This window comes from Nonomuraea sp. GTA35 (genome assembly GCF_041950525.1).
GTDB lineage: Bacteria > Actinomycetota > Actinomycetes > Streptosporangiales > Streptosporangiaceae > Nonomuraea.
In genome coordinates this window covers 267,871-290,330 of the sequence record NZ_JBGNUV010000001.1, presented here as the reverse complement: position 1 = coordinate 290,330, position 22,460 = coordinate 267,871, and the positions used below count along the sequence as shown (strand labels likewise).

The following is a 22,460-nucleotide window of genomic DNA, read 5'->3' as shown; positions in this document are numbered from 1 at the left end:
CGTGCCTGACGGCGGGCGGGCTCCGGCCTTTCCGGGGCCGGTGGGCGAAGCGGCGTGAAGAAGGATGCGGGGGTCGGGCAATCAGTGCCGATGACCCCCATGGAAAGGCTGCCGGTGCATGCCCCTGATCCCTGTCCCTCCGTACGCACGGCGGAGGAGACGACCGACGCGTCGATCATCGAGCGGTCCCGCCACGAGCCCGAGTGGTTCTCGGTGATCTTCGACCGATACTTCACGGCGATCCACCGGTACGTGGCCGCCCGGCTGGGCGCGGGCGCCGCCGACGACGTCGCCTCCGAGACGTTCCTGGCCGCGTTCGACCAGCGGGACCACTACGACCTGGCGTATCCGAGCGCGCGGGCCTGGCTCTACGGCATCGCGACGAACCTGATCGGCCGGCACCGCCGCGCCGAGATCCGCCTCTACCGCGCCCTCGGCCGGGCCGCCGGACCCGGCGACGTGGAGAACCACGCCGACCGGGTGGCCGACCGGGTGAGCGCGCAACAGCTCAACCCGGCGCTGGCCAAGGGCCTGGCCGGGCTGTCCGAGGGAGACCGCGACGCGCTGCTGCTCGTCGCCTGCGCCGAGCTCAGCTACACGGAGGTGGCGCGGGCCCTGGCCATCCCGACCGGCACGGTCGGCTCCCGCGTCACCCGGGCCCGGCGCAGGCTCCGCTCGGCACTCGGCCTGCCGTCACAGGAGGTGGACGACCGTGGATGAACTGCGGCAGCTCAAGGACCGCCATGACGCGCTGCCCGGCGCGGACGATCAGGTCGTCGCGCAGGCGCGGGCCCGCCTGCTCGCCCACATGAGCACGCCCCGGCACCGCCCTCGTTTCGCGTGGGCGCTGGGGCTGGGCGCGGCGGCGGTCGCGGCGGTGCTGGTCGCGGCGATCGTGATCGCGACCCCGGCCCGCGAGGGCTCCGGCCCCGTCCAGGCGCACCCGCCGTCCGGCTCCCGCCCGCCGGCCACCCCGCTGCGGCTGGGCCCGGTGGCCAGCGCCGAGGACCTGGCAGGCAACGCGGCAGCGCTGGCCGCCGCCGCCCCGGACCCCGTGCCCGAGCCCGGCCAGTGGGCGTACGTCAAGAGCCGGAACCTCCTCCGGCAGCCCAAGAACGGGACGAAGAACCGGACGAGGACGCACGAGCTGTGGCGGCGCGCGGACGAGAAGCAGTTCGCCTACCTGGAGGACGGCGAGCTGAAGGTGGTGGACGGCTCCGAGTTCGAGGTGACCTACCCGTACCTGCTCTCGCTGCCGACCGACCCGGCCGCCCTGCTCGCCCGCACGTACGCGGAGGTGGACGCCGAGCACGCCAGGCACCAGGCGGCACGGCGCGGCGGCCGCGCCACGGTGCCGCCGCTGACGCAGGAGCAGCGTCACACGTACGCCTTCCAGCACATCGTGCAGGGCATGCGGGACGCCGTGCTGCCGCGCGCGCTCCGGGCGGCCATGTACGGGGCCCTGGCCGGGATCCCCGGCGTCCGGTACGAGGCCCGGGCCACGGACCTGGCCGGACGGCCGGGGGTGACGCTGTACCGGGTGCACGAGGGCTACCTGCGGGACGAGATCTTCGTGGATCCGGAGACGTACGAGTACCTGGGATACCGCACGATCGCGGTCCGGGACTTCGAGCAGCCCCGCGCGTACCACTCGGTCGAGAAGGGCCAGCTCCTCGGCTGGGGCAGCGTCATCGCGAGCGGCGTCGTGGAACGTCCGGGCCTGCGCCCGTGACAACCTCGCCACCGTGACCACCTCGCCACCGTGGCGGCCGCCACGGTGGCGAGGCCGGCCGGCAGGACGGCGGCGCGCAGGGTCAGCAGGTCAGGGCCGGTGAGGGGCTGGGCGCGGCAGGCCTGCCAGGTGACCGGGTGATCACACGTTGCCCAGGACGCGGGTCACCTGGATCTCGATGACCACGCGGGCGGGGTTCGCGCGGGGCGGCTTGTACCGGGCCGTGTAGCGGCGCTCGGCGTCGGCCACCTCGTCCGGCGAGGCGCGCACGACGGCCCGCCCCTCCAGCGTGGACCAGCGCCGGCCGTCCACCTGGCAGAGCGCGACGAGGGCGCCGCCGGACGCGGCGATGAGCCTGGCCTTCGCCGAGGTCCCGGACGTGATCACCCGGGCGATGCCGGTCTCCAGATCCAGCGTCGCGCCCACCGGCACCACGTGCGGCGGGCCGCCGGGGCGCGCGGTGGACAGCGTGCACAGGTGCCGCTCCTGCCAGAAGGCGGCGAAGGCGCTGCCCTGCTCGACCAGGTTCACGATCCTCCTCGGGTGATTCGCCAGGTAATCGTATATCGCGCCCCTTTCCTGCGGCGGGGCGCGGTGGCGCGGCGGCCGTCCCCCCGGTGGGCAGGTGACCCGCCGCACGCCCCGCCGGGTGGTTGCGCCGCCGGCCGCGAGCTGATCTCCTGGAGTGACGCCATGACCGCCGAACCGATCTTCCGCAGCGCCGCTCGCCCGCCCGACGCGGCTCCGAACGTCCTGGCCATCGTCCTGGACGACACCGGCTTCGCCCAGCTCGGCTGTTTCGGCTCCGACATCGCCACGCCCGGCATCGACCGGCTGGCCGCCGGCGGGCTGCGTTACAACCGCTTCCACGTCACCGCCCTGTGCTCCCCGTCGCGGGCGTCGTTCCTCACCGGCCGCAACCACCACGCCGTCGGCATGGGCTTCCTCGCCGACATCCCCCTCGACCACCACGGGTACACCGCCCGCATCCCGCGCTCGGCCGCCACCCTGCCGCGGATCCTGCGCGACCACGGCTACTCCACCCTGGCCGTGGGCAAGTGGCACCTCACACCGCGCTTCGAACGCTCGGCGGCGGGCCCGTTCAGCCACTGGCCACTCGGCCTCGGCTTCGAGCGCTTCTACGGCTTCCTCCAGGGCGACGCCAACCACTACGCGCCCAACCTCGTCGAGGACAACCACTACGTCGACCCGCCCGCCACCCCGGAGGAGGGCTACCACCTCACCGAGGACCTGACCGACCGCGCCATCCGCTACCTGGACGACCAGCGTCACGCCGCTCCGGGCAAGCCCTTCTTCCTGTACGTCGGCCTCGGCGCCACGCACTCGCCGCACCACGTGACACCCGAGTGGGCCGAGCCCTACCGCGGCCACTTCGACCACGGCTGGGACGCCTGGCGGGAGGAGATCTTCCAGCGCCAGCTCGACGCCGGCGTCGTCCCGCCCGGCACCACCCTCACGCCGCGCCCCGGCTGGGTGCGCGCCTGGGACGGCCTCACCGCCGGCGAGCGCCGCCTGTACGCCCGCCAGCAGGAGGTCTTCGCCGGCTTCCTCACCCACGCCGACGCCCAGATCGGCCGCCTGCTCGACCACCTGGAGGAGACGGGCCGGCTCGACGACACGATCGTCGTGCTGTTCTCCGACAACGGGGCCAGCGCCGAGGGCGGCGTGCACGGCAGCGTCAACGAGCACCGCTTCTCCTCAGCCATCCCCGAGTCCCTGGAGGACAACCTCGCCCGCTACGACGACTGGGGCGGCCCCGCCACCTACAACCACTACGCGTGGGGCTGGGCGTGGGCCGGCAACACGCCGTTCCGCCTGTGGAAGCGCTACACGTGGCTCGGCGGCACGCGTACCCCGCTGATCGTGCACTGGCCCGCCGGGATCCGCGCGCGCGGTGCGGTCCGCGACCCCGTCCTGCACGTCAACGACCTGTTCCCCACGCTGCTGGACACGATCGGCATCGACGCGCCGGACGTCGTGGACGGGATCCAGCAGCAGCGGATCGACGGGGCCAGCTTCCGCGCCACCTTCGACGACGCCGGGGCGCCCGCACCGCGCGAGACCCAGTACTTCGAGATGCTGGGCTCCCGCTCCCTCGTCCACGGGCGCTGGAAGACCACCACCGATCACGTCTCCACCGGCATCCTCGACGAGCAGGAGCTCCTCACCGGGAGCCGCGGCTTCGACGACGACCACTGGGCGCTGTTCGACCTGTCCGCCGACTTCTCCGAGGCCACCGACGTGGCGGCCGAGCATCCGGAGGTCGTCGCGGAGCTGCGGCGGCTGTGGGACGGGGAGGCCGAGCGCAACCACGTCCTGCCGCTCTACGACAACCTGGTGGACCGCATCGGCGCTCTCATCGGGCCGGCCTGGCCGCCGGGCGACGACCGCACCTACCGGCCCGGAGCCTCGCCGATCTGCGACGAGTCCCTGCCCATGCTCTTCGGCGGTTTCCGGATCACGGCCGAGGTGGAGGCCGGCGACGCGCCGGACGGGGTGCTGCTCGCCCTGGGCGACCTGCACGGCGGCCTGGCGCTCCACGTCTCGGCGGGCCGGCTGGTCTTCACCTTCTCGCGTGCCGGGGAGATCCTGGAGGTGGTGGCGGACCGCCCGGTCCCGCCCGGCCGCCAGGCCCTGGGTGTCGCCCACCTCACCGGGCCGGACGGCTCCGCCTTCCAGCTCCTGCACGGCGGCACCGTGGTGGGCTCCCTGACCTTCGACGGCATCCTGCCCGTCGCCCTCCAGCACGGCGGCGCCGGCCTGCGGCTGGGTCACGACGCCGGGCTGCCCGTGTCGGACCGCTACCGCGTCCCTGCCGCCTGGAACGGCCGGCTGATCTGCGTCCGCGTCCGGACGCCGGGCCCGGCCAGGCCCGACCCGCTCGCCGACCTCAGGATCGCCCTGCACGCCGATTGACCGGACGGCCGTCAACGGCCTGGTCACGCAGCCGTCACCGGCCAGACCAGCCAGACCGCCCAGCCGTAAGCGGCCTGGCCGCGCGGCCGTCAGCGGCAGAAGGGGGCCATGCCGAGCACGGACTTGACGCCTCCCAGCAGGTGCTGGACGAAGTACTGGTCGCCTTCCACGGGCTCGTCGGTCCAGGCCCTGACGTCGTGGCCGAGGGTGGTCAGCCAGGCCTTGCCGCCGTCGTAGTACTGGCACCAGCTCACCGGGTGGTGCTCGCCGTGGCCGGGGTGACCGAGGCTGCCGCGCACGCCCTGGGGCAGGGTGCTCTCGTCCACCTCGGCCAGCACGCGGACGCGGGTGGGCGCGGGGATGAGGTTGTACCACTCGTCGGAGAAGGCCCAGGTCCTGGGCAGGCCCTGGGTGGAGGCGTCGCGGCGGTTGACGGTGACGACGGTGCCGGGCTGGTTGGCGCCGTGGTCGTAGAAGTTGGCGTTGCCGAGCAGTCCTTCGTACCAGGGCCAGTTGTACTCGGTGCCGAAGGCGTTGTGCACGCCGATGAAGCCGCCGCCGGCGCGGACGTACTGGCGCAGCGCGGTCTGCGCGGCGTCGTCGAGGGTGTCGCGGGTGGTGCTGAGGAACATCACGGCGTTGTAGTTCAGCAGCCGGCCCGCCGAGGAGAGCTGGGTGACGTCCTCGGTGTAGTCGACCGTGAAGCCGTTCTCCTGGCCCAGCTTGAGCACCGCCTTGACGGCGACGTTGTTGTCGTTGAGCGGCGGGTTGAGCCCGGGGCCGAGCGGGGTGCCGAGGTGGGCGTGGCGGGGGCCGGCGGTGCGGCTGTAGACGAGCAGCTTGTAGCCCTCGGCGGGGTCGAAGTTGCCCCAGTCGTGGTAGCAGCGGGGGTCGGTGCCCCGGCAGACGCCGTAGTCGGGATCGCCGAGGTTCCTGGCCGGTTCCGGGGAGGCGGCCGAGCCGGGTGCGGTGGCGGTGAGCAACAGGATGGCTGCTCCGGTGGCGGCGGCGATGGAGAGTTTGCTGCGCATGGGCACCTCGCAAGCGGATCCACTAGGTGGATCAATCGGTCCACTCAGGGGCTTGAGCGTAACTGCGGATCTTGGCGGCGACAAGCTCCTGCCTTCACTCGCCGTCCGCCGGGAGCGGAGCCCCGCCGTCCGGCGGGGCTCCGCTCACAGCCAGGTCGGCAGGATGGACGGCGGGATCGGGCCCTTGTTGCGCCGGCCCTGCCCGCTCTCCTCCCAGGCGTGGGCCAGGATGCCGACGGACCGGCTGAGCACGAACAGCCCTCGCGCGAGCGGCGCGGGGAAGCCCAGCTCGGCGTAGACCACGGCGGTCGCCCCGTCGATGTTCATGGGCACCGGGGCGATCAGCCGCTCGACCTCGAGCGCGGCCCGCAGGTGCGCGCCCGCCACCACCCCCTCGTCCGCCGCCCGCGCCACGAGGGCGAGCAGCGGGTCGCGGCGCGGATCGCGGGTGTGGAAGCGGTGCCCGAAGCCGGGCAGGTACTTGTCGCGGGCGCGCCAGCGGGCCACCACGGCCGGGGCGTCCCCGTCGCCGGCCACCTCCTCCAGCAGCCTGACGCACTGCTCGCCCGCGCCCCCGTGCACGTCGCCGAGCAGGTTGACCCCGGTGGCCACGGCGTTGTTGAGGCCGACGCCGCAGGTGACGGCCATGCGGGCGACGGCGATGGACGGCGCGTGCGGCCCGTGATCGACGGAGGAGACCAGCGCCGCCTCCAGCAGCGCGGCCCGGCGCGGGTCGGGGCGCTCGCCGCGGAGCATCAGCCAGATCATCTCGGCGAAGCCGATCCGCCCGATGAGCTCCTGGACCGGCTGCCCGCGCAGCTCGATGACGTCGGGCTCGATCCTCGAGACGGCCGTGGCCCACCAGTCGGCCGCGGCCTCGCGCTCGCTCATGACGCCGCCTCGAACTTGGTGTTGTGCTCCCCGAGCAGCGGTGCGGGCCCGCGCGGGCGCAGCGCGACGCCGTCCACCAGCACGCCGTTCCCTGTCACGGCGATCTGCCGCTCTCCCGCTCCCGGGAGCGGCACCTCGGTCAGGAAGCCGCGATGGCGTACCTGGTCGAGGGCGAGCGCCTGCGGGACGGTGAGGATGCGGGCGGCGGGCACGCCTCCGGCGGAGAGGATCTCCTCCCACTCCAGCGCGGTCTTGGCCCGCAGCGCCTGGTTGAGCTCCTGGTTGAGCTGCCGCCGGTGGGCCTTGCGCGACTCGCGCTCGGCGAAGCGTGGGTCGGCGGGCAGGTCGGGCCGCCCGACGAGCCGGCACAGCGTCTCGAACTGGGCCTGCTGGTTGGCGGCGATGTTGAGCGGCCCGTCGGCGGTCTCGAAGGTGCCGGACGGGGCGGCGGTGGCGTTCTGGTCCCCCATCGGCTCCGGCTCGACCCCGCTGACCAGGTAGTTGGAGACGGTCCAGCCCATCGCGGAGATCGACGCCTCCAGCATGGACAGGTCCAGGAAGCAGCCGCGGCCGGTGCGGTGCCGTCCGGCCAGCGCGGCGGCGATCGCCAGGGCGGCCATCAGCCCGCCGACGGTGTCGCAGATGGGGAAGCCGACCCGCAGCGGGGCGGTGTCGGGGGTGCCGGTGACGCTCATCATGCCGGACAGCCCCTGGATGATCTGGTCGTAGGCGGGCGCGCCGCTCATCGGGCCGCTCTGCCCGAAGCCGGAGATGGCGCAGTAGACGAGGCCGGGGTTGAGCTCGCGCAGGCGGTCCCAGCCGTAGCCGAGCCTGGCCAGCACCCCGGCCCTGAAGTTCTCCAGCAGGACGTCGGCGCCGGCGAGCATCGACTCGAACGCGGCCCGCCCTTCCGGGCTCTTCAGGTCGAGCTCGACCGACTTCTTGCCGGCGTTCTGGGCCAGGAAGGAGGCGCCCATCCGGGCCCGGTTGAGCTCGGGGTCGGGGCCGAGCCGCCGGGCGAGATCCCCGGTGCCGGGCAGCTCCACCTTGACCACCTCCGCGCCGAACAACATCAGCTGGTAACTGCAGTACGGCCCGGCCAGCACGTTGGTCAGGTCCACGACCTTGACGCCGTCCAGTGGCAACTGCTGCATGCACGCTCCATTGAGTCAAGTCAGAGGATGGTCGAACCCGCGCTCCGACATCCGCTCGGCCGCCTCGCGCAGATCCGCGGCGAACTTCCGGACCCGGTCCTCGGTGAACCGGACGGTGGGGCCGCTCAGCGTCAGCGCCGCCGCGCTCGCCCGCGTGCCGCCGTTGACGGGGACGGCCACGGCGGACAGGCCGGGCTCGCGCTCGCCGTGGCTGGCCGCGTAACCGTCGCGCGCCGCCTGGCCGATCCAGGCCCGCAGCGTCGCCACGTGGGCCTCGCCGTACGGGGAGGAGCGGGCCACCCTGACGAGCAGCCGCTCCGGCGCCTGGATCAGCAGGACCTTCGAGGAGGCGCCGGCCCACAGGGGCAGCTCGTCACCGACGCGCACCACGTGGCGCAGCGGCTGCGGGCTCTCCTGCTGGGCGATGCAGATGCGGCGCACGTCGCGCGGCACGTAGAGGTTGACGGTCTCCCGGTGCCGCGCCCCCAGCTCGCGCATGAGCTGGACGGTCTCCGGCGGCAGCTCCCACGCCGAGCGGGCCAGGTGCGCCCAGCGCCACAGCGCCGGACCGGCCGTGAACCCCGTGGGCGTGGCCCACAGCAGCCCCATGCGCTCCAGGGTCTGCAGCAGGCGCAGCGCCGTGGTCTTGGCCAGGCCGGTCTCGTCGACGACCTCGCGGATCGTCAGCGTCCGACGGTCCTCGGTGAGCAGCGAGAGGATGCCGAACGCGCGCTGGACGCTGCGTACGCCCCCGCCCTCCCCCGACGCCGCGGGAATGTTCGAAGGCATGGCCGTACGCTAACACCGAGTCCGCTAAGCGGTCCATACGCTCCACCAAGCGGATTGGCTGGCACTCTTGCCATAACCTTCGCCGGGCTCATACCGTGAGGCAATCCACACTGCGGATTATCAGAACCGCTGAGCGGATCCAGTGGGAGTCATCATGAACACCATCCACGAAGCCGGATGCCTGGTCGCCGGGCAGTGGCTGACCGGAGGCCCGCATGCCGACCGCATCGGCCCCTACCTGCGCGAGCCCGTCAGCCGGGCCCGCACCGCCCAGGACGAGGACGTCACCGCCGCGCTGGCCTACGCCCGGCGGTCCGCCAGGCGGATCGCCCGCCTGGCGCCGGCCACCAGGGCCGACGTCCTGGAGCGGGCCGCCGCCGCGGTGACCGCGCAGGGCGAGCGGCTGGCCCGGCTGCTGGCGCTGGAGCTGGGCAAGCCGCTCAAGGACGGGCGCGGTGAGGTGTTACGGGTCGCCGACACCCTGGCCGTCGCCGCCGCCGAGGCGCGGATGATCGGCGGCGAGGTGCTGCCGGTGGCGGGCTGGGGCCGCGGGGTCGGCAACACCGCGATCACGCAGCGGGCCCCGGCCGGTCCGGTGCTGGCGATCACGCCGTTCAACGCCCCGGCGAACCTGCTCGCCCACAAGCTCGCCGCCTCCTTCGCGGCCGGCAACACCACGATCGTCAAGCCGCCGCCGCAGGCGCCCGCGGTCTCCACCGCGCTGGTGGAGCTGCTGCTGGAGGCCGGGATGCCGGTGGAGGCGGTGCAGGTCCTGCACGGGGGCGGCGACGTGGGCGCGCGGCTGTGCGCCGCGCCGGAGATCGCCGTCGTCAGCTTCACCGGCGGCGTCCCGGCCGGACGCGCCGTCGCCCACGCCGCCGGGCCGAAGCGGGTCATGCTGGAGCTCGGCGGCAACGCCGCGACCATCGTCTGCGAGGACGCCGACATCGCGCAGGCGGCACTGGCGTGCGCCCGCACCGGCTACAGCAACTCCGGGCAGAGCTGCATCTCCGTCCAGCGGGTCTACGTGCACCGCAGCCTCTTCGAGGAGTTCGCGCAGGAGCTGACCGCGCAGGTGAAGGGCCTGGTCGTGGGCGACCCCCTGGATCCGGCGACGGACGTGGGCTCCATGGTGGACGACGACGCGGCCGAGCGGGTGGTCCGCTGGACGGCCGAGGCCGCCGGCCAGGGCGCCCGGGTGACGGCGGGCGGCACCCGGCAGGGCGCGGTGATGGCGCCGACCGTGGTCGTCGCGCCGCCGGCCGAGGCCAGGGTCGTGCGCGAGGAGGTGTTCGGCGCGCTGGTGGCCGTGCTGCCCTACGACGGCTTCGACGAGGTGCTGGAGGAGTGCAACCGCAGCTCGTACGGCCTGCAGGCCGGGCTGTTCACCCACGACGTGCGCCGCATCGTCACCGCCTGGCGCGAGCTGGAGGTCGGCGGCCTGATCGTGAACGGCTCGTCCAACTTCCGCCTCGACCACGTGCCGTTCGGCGGCGTGAAGGACTCCGGCATCGGCCGCGAGTCGCCGCGCTGGATGATCGAGGACTTCACCGTGACCAAGACCCTCATGCTCAAGGGCCTGACCATCTGGGGAGACGAGTGACCAGGACAGCCGCCCACGCCCTTGTCGAGCAGCTCGAGCAGCTCGGCGTCGAGTACGTCTTCGGCACCTGCGGCCACACCAACATCGCCGTCCTGGACGCGCTGGCCGACAGCCGCATCCGCTTCGTCATCGCCCGTCACGAGCAGGCCGCCGCGCACGCCGCCGACGGCTACGCCCGCGCCTCCGGCAAGCCGGGCGTGCTGCTCGTGCACGTGGGCCCCGGCCTGACCAACGCCGCGACCGGCGTCATGACGGCCGCGCTGGACTCGGTGCCGCTGGTGGTGATCTCCGGCGACATCCCGTCCTACTACCACGGGCGGCACCCGCACCAGGAGATCAACCTGCACGCCGACGCCGACCAGGCGAGCGTGTTCCGGCCGTTCGTCAAGCGGGCCTGGAACGTGCACCGGGCCCAGGATCTGGGCCGCTTCGTCGAGCGCGCGTTCTGGACCGCGACCTCGGGCCGTCCCGGCGCTGTGCTGGTCAACGTGCCGATGGACGTCTTCTCGCGGCCGGCAGCGCCGTTCCCGCCGGTCAGCCACGCGGCCCCGCCGGGGCTGCCGCGGTCCACCGCCGAGCTGATCGCCGCCCGGCTGGCCGGCGCCGAGCGCCCGCTGATCTACGTGGGCGGCGGCCTGCGCGAGGACGCCGGGCCGCTGATCCGCCTGGCCGAGCACCTCGACATCCCGATCGCGCACTCGCTGATGGCCAAGGGCACCGTTCCCGACGCGCACCCGCTGGTCATCGGGATGCCGGGCTTTTGGGGGCTGGAGCTCACCAACGCCTGCGCCCGCGAGGCGGACGTGGTGCTGGCGCTGGCCACCCGGTTCGCCGAGACCGACGCCAGCTCCTGGGACCCCCGCTTCACCTGGGACTTCTCCGGCGGCACGCTGATCCAGATCGACATCGACCCGGCCGAGCTCGGCCGCAACTACCCGGCGGAGATCGGCGCCGTCGCCGACGTGCGGCTCGCGGTCGAGGCGATCGCCGACGCGGCCGCGGCCCACCCCGCCCGCGACAGGACCGAGCTGCGCAAGCAGATCCTGGAGGCGCGGACGGAGCTGTTCGCGGCCAGCCGGGAGCGCGGCCGGAGCGAGGACTTCCCGCTGCGTCCCGAGCGCATACTGAAGGACCTGCGCGACGCGCTGCCGCCTGACACGATCCTGGTGACCGACGTGGGCTGGAACAAGAACGGCGTCGCCCAGTGCTACGAGCTCCCCGCCGGGGGCCGCTTCGTCACCCCGGGCGGGGCCTCCACCATGGGGTTCGGGCCGGCCGCCGCCGTCGGCGTGCAGCTCGCGCAGCCCGGCAGGACCGTGGTGGCGCTGATCGGCGACGGCGGGATGAGCGCGCAGCTGCCCGCCGTGCCGCTCGCGGTCGAGCAGGGCGCCGCGGTGATCTTCGTGGTGATGAACAACCGCGCCCACGGCACGATCTCCGACCTGCAGTCGGCGCACTTCGGCCGCAGCCACGGCTGCGACTTCACCGACCCCGCGGGGCGGCCCTACAGCCCTGACTTCGCCGCGCTCGCCAGGGCGTGCGGCGCCGACGGCCACACCGTCGCCGCGCCCGCGGAGCTCGGCACGGCGCTGCGCGAGGCCGTCGCGAACCGGCGCCCCGCCGTGATCGACGTGCCGATGGTCAACGAGCCGGTGCCGACCCCCGGTCACTGGAACATCAAGGACATCTACCAGGGTCTGTTCACCGACTGATCCCGGGCGGAAACCGTTGCACGTTCGAGATTCCCTCAGCCTGTCCCGTCGCTTATAACGAACGTACTAGTCCGTGAATTAACCTCACCCACCCCCCTAGAGGTGAACCCGTGCACTTCACGAGATTCTCCATCGCGGCCGCCGCCCTGATAGCGCTCACCGCCTGCGCCCCTCCCGGCCAGCAGGCCGAGTCCGGCGCCACCGCCACCGGCCCCATCAAGATCGCGAACGTCAACGCGCAGAGCGGCCAGCTCAGCTCGCTCGGCCAGTGGGAGCACAAGGGCGTCAAGCTCGCCATCGAGGAGGCCAACAAGGCCGGCGGCGTCAACGGCCGGCAGATCCAGCTCGACCTCTTCGACAGCCAGGGCGACCCGACCGTCGGCACCAACGTGGCCAGGAAGATCGCCGCCGAAGGCTACATCGCGATGCTGGGCACCGCCGAGAGCGCGGTCACCCTCGCCATGGCGCCCATCCTGAAGGACGCCAAGATCCCGAACATCACCTCCGGCCAGTCGCCCAAGCTCGCCGAGCTGAAGAGCCCGTTCCTCTTCCTGAACGCGCCGACCAGCGTCACCTTCGACGAGACGCTCGCCAAGTACCTCGTCGACGACAAGGGCATGAAGAAGATCGCGCTGATCAGCAACAACGGCGCGTACGGGTCCGGCGAGCACGACGCGTTCCTCAACTCCCTCAAGACCAGGAACGTCACCCCGTCCGCCGACGAGATCGTCACCCCCGACCAGAAGGACTTCAACTCCAACCTCGCCAAGATCCGCGAGCAGGACCCGGAGGTGCTGTTCATCGGCGCCGAGGAGGTCCAGTCCGGGCTGATCGCCAAGCAGGCGCGCGAGCTCGGCATCAAGGCCGTCTTCGCCGGCGGCGCCCCCGTGGGCACCGACGTGTACGCCACCACCGCCGGCCTGAAGAACGCCGAGGGCACCATCGTCAGCTCCCCCTACCTGAGCAACGAGGCCACCCCCGAGATCAAGGAGTTCGCCGCCAAGTACAAGGCCGCCTACAACGAGGAGGCCCGCATGCACGTCGCCAAGGCCTACGACGGGGCGTCGATCCTCATCGAGGCGCTCAAGCAGACCAAGGGCGAGGGCGGCCAGAAGCTGGCCGACGCCATCCGCGGGGTCAAGCGCGCCGGCCTGCTCGGCACCTACACCTACGACGCCAACGGCGTCGGCATCCACGAGACCAAGATCGGCCTGGTCAAGGACGGCAAGGTCGTGCCCGAGGCCGCGAGCTGACGTGCAGGTCTTCCTTCAGACCCTGATCGGCGGGGTCACGTTCGGAGCGGTGTACGCGCTGGTGGCGATGGGTTTCTCGATCGTCTACCGCACCATGGGCCTGGTCAACTTCGCCCACGGCAGCGTCGTGATGATCGGCGCGTACGCCGCGTCCACCTTCTACATGGCCAGCAAGCTGCCCTTCGCGGTGGCCGTCGTGGTCGCGATCGCGGTCACCGCGCTGATCGGCCTGGTCATCGAGCGGTTCCTGCGCCCGCTGGAGAACAAGGACTTCACGCTGATGCTGATCGGCACCATCGGCTTCGGCGCGGTGCTGGAGGCGGGCGCGGTCCTGGTCTGGGGCGCGACCGGGCACGCCGTGCCGTCCCCGGTCGCGACGGGGCCGATCGACGTGGCCGGGATCCGCATCCCCACCTACAGCCTGCTGGTGATCGCCGTGGCCGCCGCCGCGACCGGGCTGCTGGCGCTGTTCCTGCAGCGCACGAAGCGGGGCGCGGCCATGCAGGCGGTCGCCATGGACCACCAGGCCGCCACCGCGGTCGGCATCCACGTCGGCCGCAGCAACGCCATGGCCTTCGCCATCGGCGCCGGCCTGGCCGCGCTGGCCGGCAGCCTCATCGGCCCCATGCTGTACGTGAACCCGACCATGGGCGGCACCCTGGGCATCAAGGGCTTCGCCGCGGCCATGCTCGGCGGCTTCGGCAGCATGCCCGGCGCGATCGTCGGCGGCCTGGCCTTCGGCCTGCTCGACTCCTTCGCCGCGGGCAACTTCCAGGAGTACTCCGAGCTGGTCACGTTCCTGGTCTTCGCCGTCATCGTCATGATCCGCCCCACCGGCATCTTCGGAGAGGCAACGGTGAACCGCGCATGAAACGACTGGCGCTCATCGCCATCGCCGCGATCGCGGCCTGGCTGCTGCCCTACGGCCTGGGCGGGTACGCCATCCACGCCGCCGACGTCGCGATCATCTTCGCGATCCTGGCCATCGGGCTCGGCCTGACCATGGGCGTGGCCGGGCAGATCAACCTGGCCCAGGTCGCCTTCTTCGGCGTCGGCGCGTACACGGTGGCCATCCTCACCACGGAGGCGGGCTTCGGCTTCTGGACCGCCTCCGTGCTGGCCGTCCTCACCGCCGTGGTGTTCGGCGTGCTGGTCGGCATCCCGGCGCTGCGCATGCAGTCGCACTACCTCGGCATCGTCACGCTCGGGCTGGCGCTGGCGTTCACGAACTGGGTGACCAACGCGCACATCGCCGGGCGCGCCGAGGGCATCAGCGACATCCCGGTGCCGCCGATGTTCGGCATCGACCTGTCCAGCGGTTACCTGTTCTACTACGTCGAGCTGATCGTCTTCGCGATCGCGCTGGCGTTCGCGCTGCTGGTCACCCGCTCGCCGCTGGGCCGCCGCCTGCGCGCGATGCGGGACGACGACCTGGCGGCGGGGGCGCTGGGCGCGGAGATCCCGCTGCTGCGGATGACCGCGTTCGTGCTGTCCGGCCTGTACGGCGGCCTGGCCGGCGTCCTGTACGCGGGGCTGATCCGCTTCGTCGCCCCGGAGTCCTTCAACATCGCCAACATGTTCCTGCTGCTCGCCATGGTGATCATCGGCGGGCGCAGCAGCATCCTGGGCTGCGTCGTCGGCGCCGTCGGGCTCTCCCTGGTCAGGGAGGCGCTGCTGGACGCGTCCGGCTACGCCCAGCTCGGCTACGGGCTCGTGGTGGTGCTCGTGGTGGTGTTCGCGCCCAAGGGGCTGGCGGGCCTGCCCGGCCAGGTCCGGGCGCTGCTGCGCAAGCGGACCGGCGGCTCGCGGGCCCAGCTGGGCGCCTTCCGGCCCTACGACCCCGTACCCGCCTCCGCCGAGGACGTCGCGCTGGAGGTCCGGGAGGTGACCAAGCGGTTCAAGGGCCTGGTGGCGCTGGACAAGGTGTCGCTCACCGTGCCCACCGGCCAGATCCGCGGCATCGTCGGGCCGAACGGCTCCGGCAAGACGACGCTGTTCAACGTGATCAGCGGCTTCTACGACCCCACCGAGGGATCGGTGGTCCTGGGCGGGCGGGAGGCGACCGGGATGGCGCCGTACCGGCTCTCGCTGCTCGGCGTGGCCCGCACGTTCCAGAACCTGCGCCTGTTCGAGGATCTCAGCGTGCGCGAGAACCTCCTGCTCGCGCTGGACCGCACCCGCACCACCTGGATCTGGCGCTATCCGATCCTGCCGTGGAAGGTGCTGGGCTACGAGCGGAGGCTGCACCGGCGGACCGCGGAGCTGCTCGAACGCTTCGGGCTCACCGAGGTCGCCGACGCCGAGCCGCGCTCGCTGCCCTACGGCATCCAGCGCCGCATCGAGCTGGCGCGCGCCATGGCCATGTCCCCGGCCCTGCTGCTGCTCGACGAGCCCGCCGCCGGGCTCAACGGGGAAGAGGTGCGCCAGCTCGCCGACATCGTCCGCTCGATCAGGGACTCGGGCGTCACCGTGATCATCATCGAGCACAACATGGGCCTGGTCATGTCCCTGTGCGACCGGATCACCGTGCTGTCCAGCGGCAAGGTGATCGCCGACGGCCCGCCGGCCGAGGTCGCGGTGCACCCGGACGTCGTCGCCGCCTACCTCGGCGACTCGATGGCCGCACCCACCGAGGAGACCGCCGAGGCCGCTGTCGAGGAGGCGACCCGATGACCACCCTGACCGTCGAGGGGCTGTCGGTGCACTACGGCGGCGTCCGCGCCGCCCACGACGTGTCCTTCACCGTCGAGCCGGGCCAGTCGCTGGGCATCATCGGCGCGAACGGGGCCGGCAAGTCCTCCACCCTCAAGGCCATCATGGGGCTGGCGCCCCGGCAGGCCAGGACGATCCGGTTCGGCGAGCACGACCTGCTGCGCGCGCCCGCGCACACGCTGGTCCGGCACGGCATCGGCTACGTGCCCGAGGGCAGGCACGTCTTCCCCGGGCTCACGGTGGAGAAGAACCTGCTGCTCGGCGCGTACACCAGCAGCTGGAAGCGCACGCCGATCGACGAGGTGTTCGAGCTGTTCCCGGTGCTGGGCGAGATGCGCGGCCGGCTGGCCGGCGCGCTGTCCGGCGGGCAGCAGCAGATGCTGGCCGTCGGCCGCGCCATGATGTGCCGGCCCAAGGTCATGCTGCTGGACGAGCCGTCGATGGGGCTGTCGCCGAAGCTGGTGAACGACATCGCCGGCGTGCTGAAGGAGCTGAACGCGGGCGGCCTGGCCATCCTGCTCGTCGAGCAGAACGCCAAGCTCACCTTCGACGTCACCACCACCTGCCTGGTCATGGAGAACGGCGAGATCGCCGCCAGCGGCGCCTCGGCGGAGCTGAGCGACGACCCGCAGGTCCGGCGCATCTATCTCGGTCTTTAACGGAAAGGATGGTCCATGGTCCGTCGCAGAGAGTTACTCGCGGGCGCCGTCGCGGCAGTCGCGCTCGCCGGAGCAGGTCAGAGCCCCGCCGCCGCGGTCACCCGGCGTGCCGATCGCGACTTCCCCAAGGTGGGTGGAAACCTGGCGAACCAGAACTACACGGCGCTGCGCGGCCTGCACCGCGGCAACGTCAGGCGGCTGCGGGCGGCGTGGGTGAACCACATCGAGGGCGGGCTGATGGCGGGCAACAGCCAGAGCACCGCCGTGGCCGTGGACGGCGTCCTGTTCATCGAGTCGGCCCTGGGCAACGTGGTCGCGGTGGACGGCCGTACCGGGGCGACGATCTGGAAGTACGAGCAGACGCGCGGCGCGGTCACGCGCCGCGGCGTCGGGGTCGGCGGCGGCCGGGTCTACACCTGCGCCAACGACAACTGGCTGATCGCCCTGGACCAGCGCACTGGGCAGGTGGTCTGGGAGCGGCAGCACAACGGGTACGGCAACCTGGAGAAGGTCGCGGTCACCTACCACGACGGCATGCTCTACTGCGGCACCAACGACGGCCCGCGCGGCGCCGCGCTCGCCTTCGACGCCGCGACGGGCGACCTGGCGTGGCACTTCTGGGGCACGGCCGCCCCCGGCGAGATCGGCGGCGGCACGTGGGAGGGCGACTCCTGGCAGGTCGGCGGGGCCACGCCGTGGATGCACTGCGCGATCGACGCGGAGCTGGGGCTGGTCTACTGGACGTTCGGCAACGCCAGGGGCAGCAAGTCCTCGCAGGACGGTTCCGAGCGCGGCGGCCAGAACCTGTTCGCCAACTCGATCGTGGCCATGGACCTGAAGACCGGCGCCTACCGGTGGCACTTCCAGTCCATCCACCACGACATCTGGGACATGGACAACGTCATGGCGCCCGTGCTGGTGGACGCCCGCGTGCGCGGCCGGCTGCGCAAGCTGGTCGTGTACGGCAGCAAGACCGGCATGTACTACATCCTCGACCGCGCCGACGGCTCGGCCCCGCTGGGCATCGACGAGCTGCCCGTGCCGCAGGAGCCCCGGCAGAAGACGTGGCCGACGCAGCCGTTCCCGCGCCAGGGCGGCTGGACCGAGCAGCGGCCGGTGGCGCAGCCGCTGGGCACCGAGGTGCCCGGCCTGCCGCACCGGGCCGTGCCGAACTACACGATCGGCTCGCTCTACACGCCGCACTGGGACGAGCCGATCCTCACCATCCCCGGCCACGGCGGCGGCGCCGACTGGAACCACCAGTCCTACAGCCACAGCACCCGCCTGGTCTACACGGGCTTCGGCTACGTGGCCGCCGCCCACTCCCTGACCGAGTCGTCGAACGGGCTGCGCCCGCCCGGCGAGTACATGACCGGCGGCGTGGTGGCCGTGGATCCCTCGACGAACCGGGTGCGGTGGAAGCGGAACCTGCCGTACTCGCTGGCCCACGGCAACGGGATCCTGACCACCGCCTCCGACCTGCTGTTCATCGGCCAGCCCGACGGCAACCTGCTCTGCCTGGACGCGCGCGACGGGCGCGAGCTGTGGCGCTGGCAGACGGGGGCCGGCGTCAGCAGCAGCCCCATCGCCTACGAGATCGACGGCGAGCAGTACGTCGCGGTCTACGCGGGCGGCACCGGCATCCCGTACGGCAACTCGGCGCCGCGCGGCGACCACCTGTGGGCCTTCAAGCTCGGCGGCACCGCGTCCCCCGCGCCCACCCCGCCCCCGCCGATGGTCCGCCGCCCGGTCTCCGGCCAGCCGGTGGACGGCGCCACGGTGAACAACACGGTCGTGCTCGCCCGCGTGTACGACAACGGGCAGGTCGGCACGGTGGAGTCCACGGCGGTCAACGCCATGGCCCCCACCCACCTGCGGGTGCCGGTGGGCACCACGGTCACCTTCGTCAACCCGCCCGGCAACGTGCACGTGCACGGCGCCACCCAGTTCTTCGAGGGCCTGTTCGACGTCAGGCTGAAGCCGGGCGAGTCCTTCCAGTACACGTTCACGAAGCCGGGCGAGTACTTCTTCAACGACTCCTACAGCCCGCGGCCCACGGGCAAGATCGAGGTCACGGGCTGATCACCGCGACGTCGGGGGTGCGGAGCGGGAAACGTTCGAGCACCAGCGGGTCATGGCCGGCGACCACGAGCCCAGGGCCGCCGGCCAGCTCCTTGATGCGGTCGAAGGCGCCGTACATGCCGGTCATGCTGTGCAGGATCGGGAAGGGGCGGTCGCTCTCGATGTTCTCGTAGAAGTGGCTGGCGTCGGAGGCGAGCACCACGGGCCCGCGGGCCGTCTCGACGCGCACCACCTGCATGCCGGCCGTGTGCCCGCCGACCAGGTGCACGCTCAGGCCGGGCAGCAGGGACGCGTCGCCGTCCAGCACGAGCGCCCGCCCGTCTTTTCTGGCGGCGGTCAGGTGGGCGAGGTCGCCGTCGTCGAGCAGCCAGCGCTCGCGGGAGATCCGCTCCGCCCAGGGGCCGGTCCAGTAGTCCAGCTCGGCCCGCTGCACCACGTAGCGGGCGCGGGGGAAGTCGCGGGCGGTGCCGGTGTGGTCGTAGTGCAGGTGGGTCAGCACCACGTGGCCGACCGACTCGGCGGCGATGCCCAGCTCGGCCAGGGCCTCGACGGGTGAGCAGCGGTAGTCGAGGCCCTGGACGCGGGCCGCCCGCTCCGGCGCGATGCCGGTGTCGACGACGACCGTGTGCTCGCCGGAGACGGCCGCCCAGACGTAGTAGGAGGTGGGGTGGGAGCTCTCCCCGCCGGGCTCGTAGCCGTGGAAGTGCTCGCCGCGCCGGGCGTCGCGCTGCGCGTAGCGCACGGCGTAGACGGTGTAACGGGGGTACGTGCTCACACCCGCACCCCGCCGGGAAGCGGCTTGAGCCCGAGCTGGTCGGTCGGCACCCGGTACGTCTCCCTGGCGGTCGCGACGGCGGCCACGTTGATCAGGCAGACCACCGCGGTGATGACCGAGACGCCGAGCCAGCTCTCGGGGCCGGTGCCGGCCACGGCGGTGGCCACGGTGGGCGCGAACCCGGCGATGGCGAAGCCGATCTGGGTGCCGATCGCCATGCCGGACAGGCGGACCCGGGTGGTGAACATCTCGCCGTAGAAGGAGGGCCACACGGCGCTGGTGGCGCTGTGCACGACGCCGAACATCAGGATGCCGGCCAGGAAGATGAGGAAGTAGTCGCCGGCGGAGATCGACCACAGGTAGGCGAACATGAGGACCGCGCAGCCGAGCGAGCCGCCGATGAAGACGGGCTTGCGGCCGACCCGGTCCGACAGCTTGCCCCACAGCGGGATCGTGATCACGGCGGCGACGTTGGCCAGCACGCCGACCCACAACATCGGGCTGCGCTCCAGGCCCATCGTGTTGACCGCGTACGACAGGGCGTGCACGGTGAAGATCGTGCTGACCGAGGCGATGATCGCGGCGACGACGACGCGCAGCACGTCCCGCCACTGCTCGCGGAAGAGCACGGCGAGCGGCATCTTCGCCACGGTGTTGGTGGCGACCTCCTGCTCGAACGCGGGGGTCTCCTCCAGCGTGCGGCGGATGACGACGCCGACCACGGCCACGAAGACGCTCAGCCAGAACGGCACCCGCCAGCCCCAGCTCAGCAGCTGCTCCTCGGGCAGGGCCGCGATCGGCAGGAAGATCGCGGTGGCGATGATCTGGCCGGCCTGGGTGCCGTTGAGGGTGAAGCTGGTGTAGTAGGCGCGCCGGCCCTCGGGGGCGTGCTCCAGCGTCATGGAGTTGGCGCCGGCCTGCTCGCCCGAGACGGAGAAGCCCTGCATCAGGCGGAGCACCACGAGCAGGATCGGCGCCAGCAGGCCGACCTGGTCGTAGGTGGGCAGGCAGCCGACCAGGAACGTGGAGCCGCCCATCATCAGCAGCGTGGTGACCAGGACCCGCTTGCGGCCGAACCTGTCACCGATGTGCCCGAGGACGAACGCGCCCACGGGCCTGGCGAGGTAGCCGACGCCGAACGTGGCCAGCGCGAGCAGCGTGCCCGTGGCGGGCGAGGAGGACGGGAAGAAAATCTTGTTGAACACCAGCGCGGCGGCCGTGCCGTAGATGAAGAAGTCGTAATACTCCAAGGCACTGCCGATCCAGGCAGCAACGGCCGCTTTACGCGGTTTGCCCTGCACCGTCACAATTTGCTCCTCACGGTGACGTCGGGGGGTAGTGCGGTGACAGGAAAACTAACTCACCGGTTCGTACATTACAAGGGTGTTGCCGCAGGATCAGGCACCCGCGTGCTGCACGGCGAGCCGGATGGGGGCGTTGCCGGCGCCGTAACCCTGGTACCCGCCGATCCGCTGGACGAGCTCGAAGAACACCCGGCCCGCGGTGACCGTGTAGAGGTGCAGGAACTCGCCGCCGTGCCCGTCGCGGTCGTAGAGCACGCCGAGGTGGCGCAGCTCGGGATCGACCTCGTAGCGGGCCTCCAGGTCGTCGTAGTAGTTGTCCGGGATGGGCAGCAGCAGGTCGGGGTGCTCGGCCCGGAGCCTGCGGGCCACCGCCACGACGTCGTCGCAGGCCAGCGCGAGGTGCTGCCAGGGGTGCTGGCCGGCGCCGACCTGGGCGATGTTCACCACCATGCGGACCGCGCCGTCGGGGGCCGACATGGCCTTGCTGCGCAGCAGGCCGTACGGGTCCGGCAGCTCCAGGCTCTCCTGCGGGCGCAGGCCGAGCACGCTGCGGTAGAACAGGGCGGCCTCGTCGAAGTAGTGCAGCGGCTGGGTGAGCGCCACGTGGTCGATGTGGGTGATGCTGCCTTCGGCGGGCGCGCCGGGGCCGAAGTCGGCGAGCCAGGCGGTGTCGCAGAAGAAGATCTCGGTGCCGTCGGGGGCGGCGATCGCGTCCAGCGGGGCGTCCTCGGGGGCGCGCTCGCGGGGCAGGACGGGGGACAGCAGCGAGCCGGCGTGCTTGACGGCGCCGCCGGGGTCGGGGCTGTCCAGGCCGATCGCGACCAGGGCCGGGTCCGTCACCCGATCGCGGGCGTTGAGCAGGAGCCTGGCCTGTCCCTGCGACCACAGCTCGACCGGCTTGTTCGCGTGCACGCCCGTCCGGGTGAAGCCGAGCGCGGTCAGCAGCCCGCCGAGGGTGCCGGCGTCGGCCAGCTCGGCGAAGGCGAAGCCGGCGGGCACGGCCGGATGGCTCACGCCGCCCAGGCTCTGCTCCAGCGCGATGAGCGAGCGCATGCCGTCCAGCGCGGTGCGCTCCGCGGACGCCTGGCGGAAGACGTCGTTGAACACCTCCAGCGACAGCGGCCCCGCGTACCCCGTGCGCAGCACGCTGGCGGTCAGCCCGGCCAGGTCGAAGTTGCCCTGCCCGGGGAAGCAGCGGTAGTGGCGGCTCCACTGCAGCACGTCCATGGCCAGCAGCGGCGCGTCGGCGAGCTGCAGGAAGAAGATCTTCTCGCCCGGGATGGCCTCGATGCCGATCGGGTCGGAGCCGCGCGACAGGATGTGGAAGCTGTCCAGGCAGGTGCCCAGGTTCGGGTGGTCGGCCATGCGCACGATGCGCCAGGCGTGCAGGTACTCGTTGACGTGCCGGCCCCAGGCCAGCGCCTCGTAGGCGATGCGGACGCCGTGCTCGGCGGCCCGCTCGGCCAGCAGCCGGAGCTGCTCGGCGGCCAGCTCGTCGTCGCCGATCGCGCCCGGCGAGACGTTCGAGCAGACCAGCAGCAGGCCCGCGCCGAGCCGCTCCATCACCCGGAACTTGCGCTCGGCCCGGCGCAGGTTGCCCGCCAGCACGTCGGCCGGCACCGCCTCGAAGTCGCGGAAGGGCTGGTAGAGGTCGATGCCGAGGCCGAGGTCGGCGGCCCTGGCCCGGACCTCCTCGGGCGACAGCGGGCAGGCCAGCAGGTCGTTCTCGAAGATCTCCACCCCGTCGAACCCGGCGGCGGCGATCGCCTCCAGCTTCTCCGTGAGAGTGCCGCTCACCGACACGGTGGCGATGGACTTGCGCACGG

The 22,460-nt window shown here is 72.3% G+C and carries 18 protein-coding genes; 10 read left to right on the top strand and 8 right to left on the bottom strand.

All coding sequences use genetic code 11. The features are described 5' to 3' along the window. Positions 1-90: 90 nt before the first annotated feature. Together ACBJ32_RS01275 and ACBJ32_RS01270 are read left to right on the top strand one after the other, a co-directional pair. Entirely contained in the window at positions 91-720 is a 630-nt protein-coding gene (locus ACBJ32_RS01275) for an RNA polymerase sigma factor (RefSeq protein ID WP_375124994.1), read from the top strand. Beyond that, a complete protein-coding gene (locus tag ACBJ32_RS01270; protein WP_375124993.1) occupies positions 713-1,732 on the top strand; it encodes a CU044_5270 family protein in 1,020 nt (339 codons plus the stop codon). Before ACBJ32_RS01275 ends, ACBJ32_RS01270 begins: the two co-directional genes overlap by 8 nt. 141 nt (positions 1,733-1,873) lie before the next feature. Here the strand turns inward: ACBJ32_RS01270 and ACBJ32_RS01265 are convergent, their stop codons facing one another. After that, entirely contained in the window at positions 1,874-2,263 is a 390-nt protein-coding gene (locus ACBJ32_RS01265) for a TIGR03618 family F420-dependent PPOX class oxidoreductase (protein WP_375124992.1), read from the bottom strand. 162 nt (positions 2,264-2,425) lie between these two features. On the opposite strand from ACBJ32_RS01265, the gene ACBJ32_RS01260 reads away from it, so the two are divergent. Then, positions 2,426-4,669, top strand: a complete 2,244-nt coding sequence (locus tag ACBJ32_RS01260; RefSeq protein WP_375124991.1) for a sulfatase-like hydrolase/transferase — start codon at positions 2,426-2,428, stop codon at positions 4,667-4,669. Between the two features lie 89 nt (positions 4,670-4,758). Here the strand turns inward: ACBJ32_RS01260 and ACBJ32_RS01255 are convergent, their stop codons facing one another. The 4 genes from ACBJ32_RS01255 to ACBJ32_RS01240 form a co-directional block, all read right to left on the bottom strand. Continuing rightward, on the bottom strand, positions 4,759-5,700 hold the full coding sequence (locus ACBJ32_RS01255; RefSeq protein ID WP_375124990.1) for a ThuA domain-containing protein: 942 nt from the start codon (positions 5,698-5,700) through the stop codon (positions 4,759-4,761). A gap of 144 nt (positions 5,701-5,844) precedes the next feature. Further along, the gene (locus ACBJ32_RS01250; protein ID WP_375124989.1) at positions 5,845-6,591 is read right to left on the bottom strand and encodes a citryl-CoA lyase; all 747 of its coding nucleotides are present in this window, start codon (positions 6,589-6,591) and stop codon (positions 5,845-5,847) included. Then, on the bottom strand, positions 6,588-7,745 hold the full coding sequence (locus tag ACBJ32_RS01245; RefSeq protein ID WP_375124988.1) for a CaiB/BaiF CoA transferase family protein: 1,158 nt from the start codon (positions 7,743-7,745) through the stop codon (positions 6,588-6,590). The genes ACBJ32_RS01250 and ACBJ32_RS01245 overlap by 4 nt, the downstream gene beginning before the upstream one ends. 15 nt (positions 7,746-7,760) lie before the next feature. Next, positions 7,761-8,534 carry an IclR family transcriptional regulator gene (locus ACBJ32_RS01240; protein ID WP_375124987.1) on the bottom strand — a complete coding sequence of 258 codons (774 nt, stop codon included), beginning with the start codon at positions 8,532-8,534 and terminating at the stop codon, positions 7,761-7,763. A gap of 154 nt (positions 8,535-8,688) precedes the next feature. Here ACBJ32_RS01240 and ACBJ32_RS01235 point away from each other — a divergent pair, with 154 nt between their 5' ends. From ACBJ32_RS01235 to ACBJ32_RS01205, 7 genes are all read left to right on the top strand, one after another. After that, positions 8,689-10,137, top strand: coding sequence for an aldehyde dehydrogenase family protein (locus ACBJ32_RS01235; RefSeq protein ID WP_375124986.1), 1,449 nt, complete (start codon positions 8,689-8,691; stop codon positions 10,135-10,137). Beyond that, complete coding sequence (locus ACBJ32_RS01230; RefSeq protein WP_375124985.1) at positions 10,134-11,849, top strand: thiamine pyrophosphate-binding protein; 1,716 nt, start codon at positions 10,134-10,136, stop codon at positions 11,847-11,849. Before ACBJ32_RS01235 ends, ACBJ32_RS01230 begins: the two co-directional genes overlap by 4 nt. 110 nt (positions 11,850-11,959) lie before the next feature. Further along, positions 11,960-13,102 (top strand): ABC transporter substrate-binding protein, encoded by a 1,143-nt coding sequence (locus tag ACBJ32_RS01225; RefSeq protein WP_357887074.1) that lies wholly within the window; start codon positions 11,960-11,962, stop codon positions 13,100-13,102. Position 13,103: 1 nt separating this feature from the next. Then, positions 13,104-13,973: a branched-chain amino acid ABC transporter permease gene (locus ACBJ32_RS01220; RefSeq protein WP_253742260.1), complete on the top strand. Its 870-nt coding sequence runs from the start codon at positions 13,104-13,106 to the stop codon at positions 13,971-13,973. Then, positions 13,970-15,775, top strand: coding sequence for an ATP-binding cassette domain-containing protein (locus ACBJ32_RS01215; protein WP_375124984.1), 1,806 nt, complete (start codon positions 13,970-13,972; stop codon positions 15,773-15,775). The genes ACBJ32_RS01220 and ACBJ32_RS01215 overlap by 4 nt, the downstream gene beginning before the upstream one ends. Then, positions 15,772-16,473 (top strand): ABC transporter ATP-binding protein, encoded by a 702-nt coding sequence (locus tag ACBJ32_RS01210; protein WP_357887081.1) that lies wholly within the window; start codon positions 15,772-15,774, stop codon positions 16,471-16,473. The genes ACBJ32_RS01215 and ACBJ32_RS01210 overlap by 4 nt, the downstream gene beginning before the upstream one ends. A 15-nt stretch (positions 16,474-16,488) precedes the next feature. Continuing rightward, on the top strand, positions 16,489-18,555 hold the full coding sequence (locus ACBJ32_RS01205) for a PQQ-binding-like beta-propeller repeat protein (protein ID WP_375124983.1): 2,067 nt from the start codon (positions 16,489-16,491) through the stop codon (positions 18,553-18,555). Here ACBJ32_RS01205 and ACBJ32_RS01200 read toward each other — a convergent pair. From ACBJ32_RS01200 to ACBJ32_RS01190, 3 genes are all read right to left on the bottom strand, one after another. Continuing rightward, positions 18,545-19,330 carry an N-acyl homoserine lactonase family protein gene (locus ACBJ32_RS01200; RefSeq protein ID WP_375124982.1) on the bottom strand — a complete coding sequence of 262 codons (786 nt, stop codon included), beginning with the start codon at positions 19,328-19,330 and terminating at the stop codon, positions 18,545-18,547. The genes ACBJ32_RS01205 and ACBJ32_RS01200 overlap by 11 nt on opposite strands. Next, positions 19,327-20,631, bottom strand: coding sequence for an MFS transporter (locus ACBJ32_RS01195; RefSeq protein ID WP_375125952.1), 1,305 nt, complete (start codon positions 20,629-20,631; stop codon positions 19,327-19,329). Before ACBJ32_RS01195 ends, ACBJ32_RS01200 begins: the two co-directional genes overlap by 4 nt. Positions 20,632-20,727: 96 nt before the next feature. After that, positions 20,728-22,458 (bottom strand): bifunctional sugar phosphate isomerase/epimerase/4-hydroxyphenylpyruvate dioxygenase family protein, encoded by a 1,731-nt coding sequence (locus ACBJ32_RS01190; RefSeq protein ID WP_375124981.1) that lies wholly within the window; start codon positions 22,456-22,458, stop codon positions 20,728-20,730. Positions 22,459-22,460: the final 2 nt, after the last annotated feature.

Coding starts and splice junctions, on each gene's coding strand:
- ACBJ32_RS01235 (WP_375124986.1), top strand. CDS start 8,689: ATGAACACCATCCACGAAGCCGGATGCCTGGTCGCCGGGCAGTGGCTG.
- ACBJ32_RS01215 (WP_375124984.1), top strand. CDS start 13,970: ATGAAACGACTGGCGCTCATCGCCATCGCCGCGATCGCGGCCTGGCTG.
- ACBJ32_RS01245 (WP_375124988.1), bottom strand. CDS start 7,745: ATGCAGCAGTTGCCACTGGACGGCGTCAAGGTCGTGGACCTGACCAAC.
- ACBJ32_RS01275 (WP_375124994.1), top strand. CDS start 91: ATGACCCCCATGGAAAGGCTGCCGGTGCATGCCCCTGATCCCTGTCCC.
- ACBJ32_RS01260 (WP_375124991.1), top strand. CDS start 2,426: ATGACCGCCGAACCGATCTTCCGCAGCGCCGCTCGCCCGCCCGACGCG.
- ACBJ32_RS01205 (WP_375124983.1), top strand. CDS start 16,489: ATGGTCCGTCGCAGAGAGTTACTCGCGGGCGCCGTCGCGGCAGTCGCG.
- ACBJ32_RS01255 (WP_375124990.1), bottom strand. CDS start 5,700: ATGCGCAGCAAACTCTCCATCGCCGCCGCCACCGGAGCAGCCATCCTG.
- ACBJ32_RS01250 (WP_375124989.1), bottom strand. CDS start 6,591: ATGAGCGAGCGCGAGGCCGCGGCCGACTGGTGGGCCACGGCCGTCTCG.
- ACBJ32_RS01240 (WP_375124987.1), bottom strand. CDS start 8,534: ATGCCTTCGAACATTCCCGCGGCGTCGGGGGAGGGCGGGGGCGTACGC.
- ACBJ32_RS01210 (WP_357887081.1), top strand. CDS start 15,772: ATGACCACCCTGACCGTCGAGGGGCTGTCGGTGCACTACGGCGGCGTC.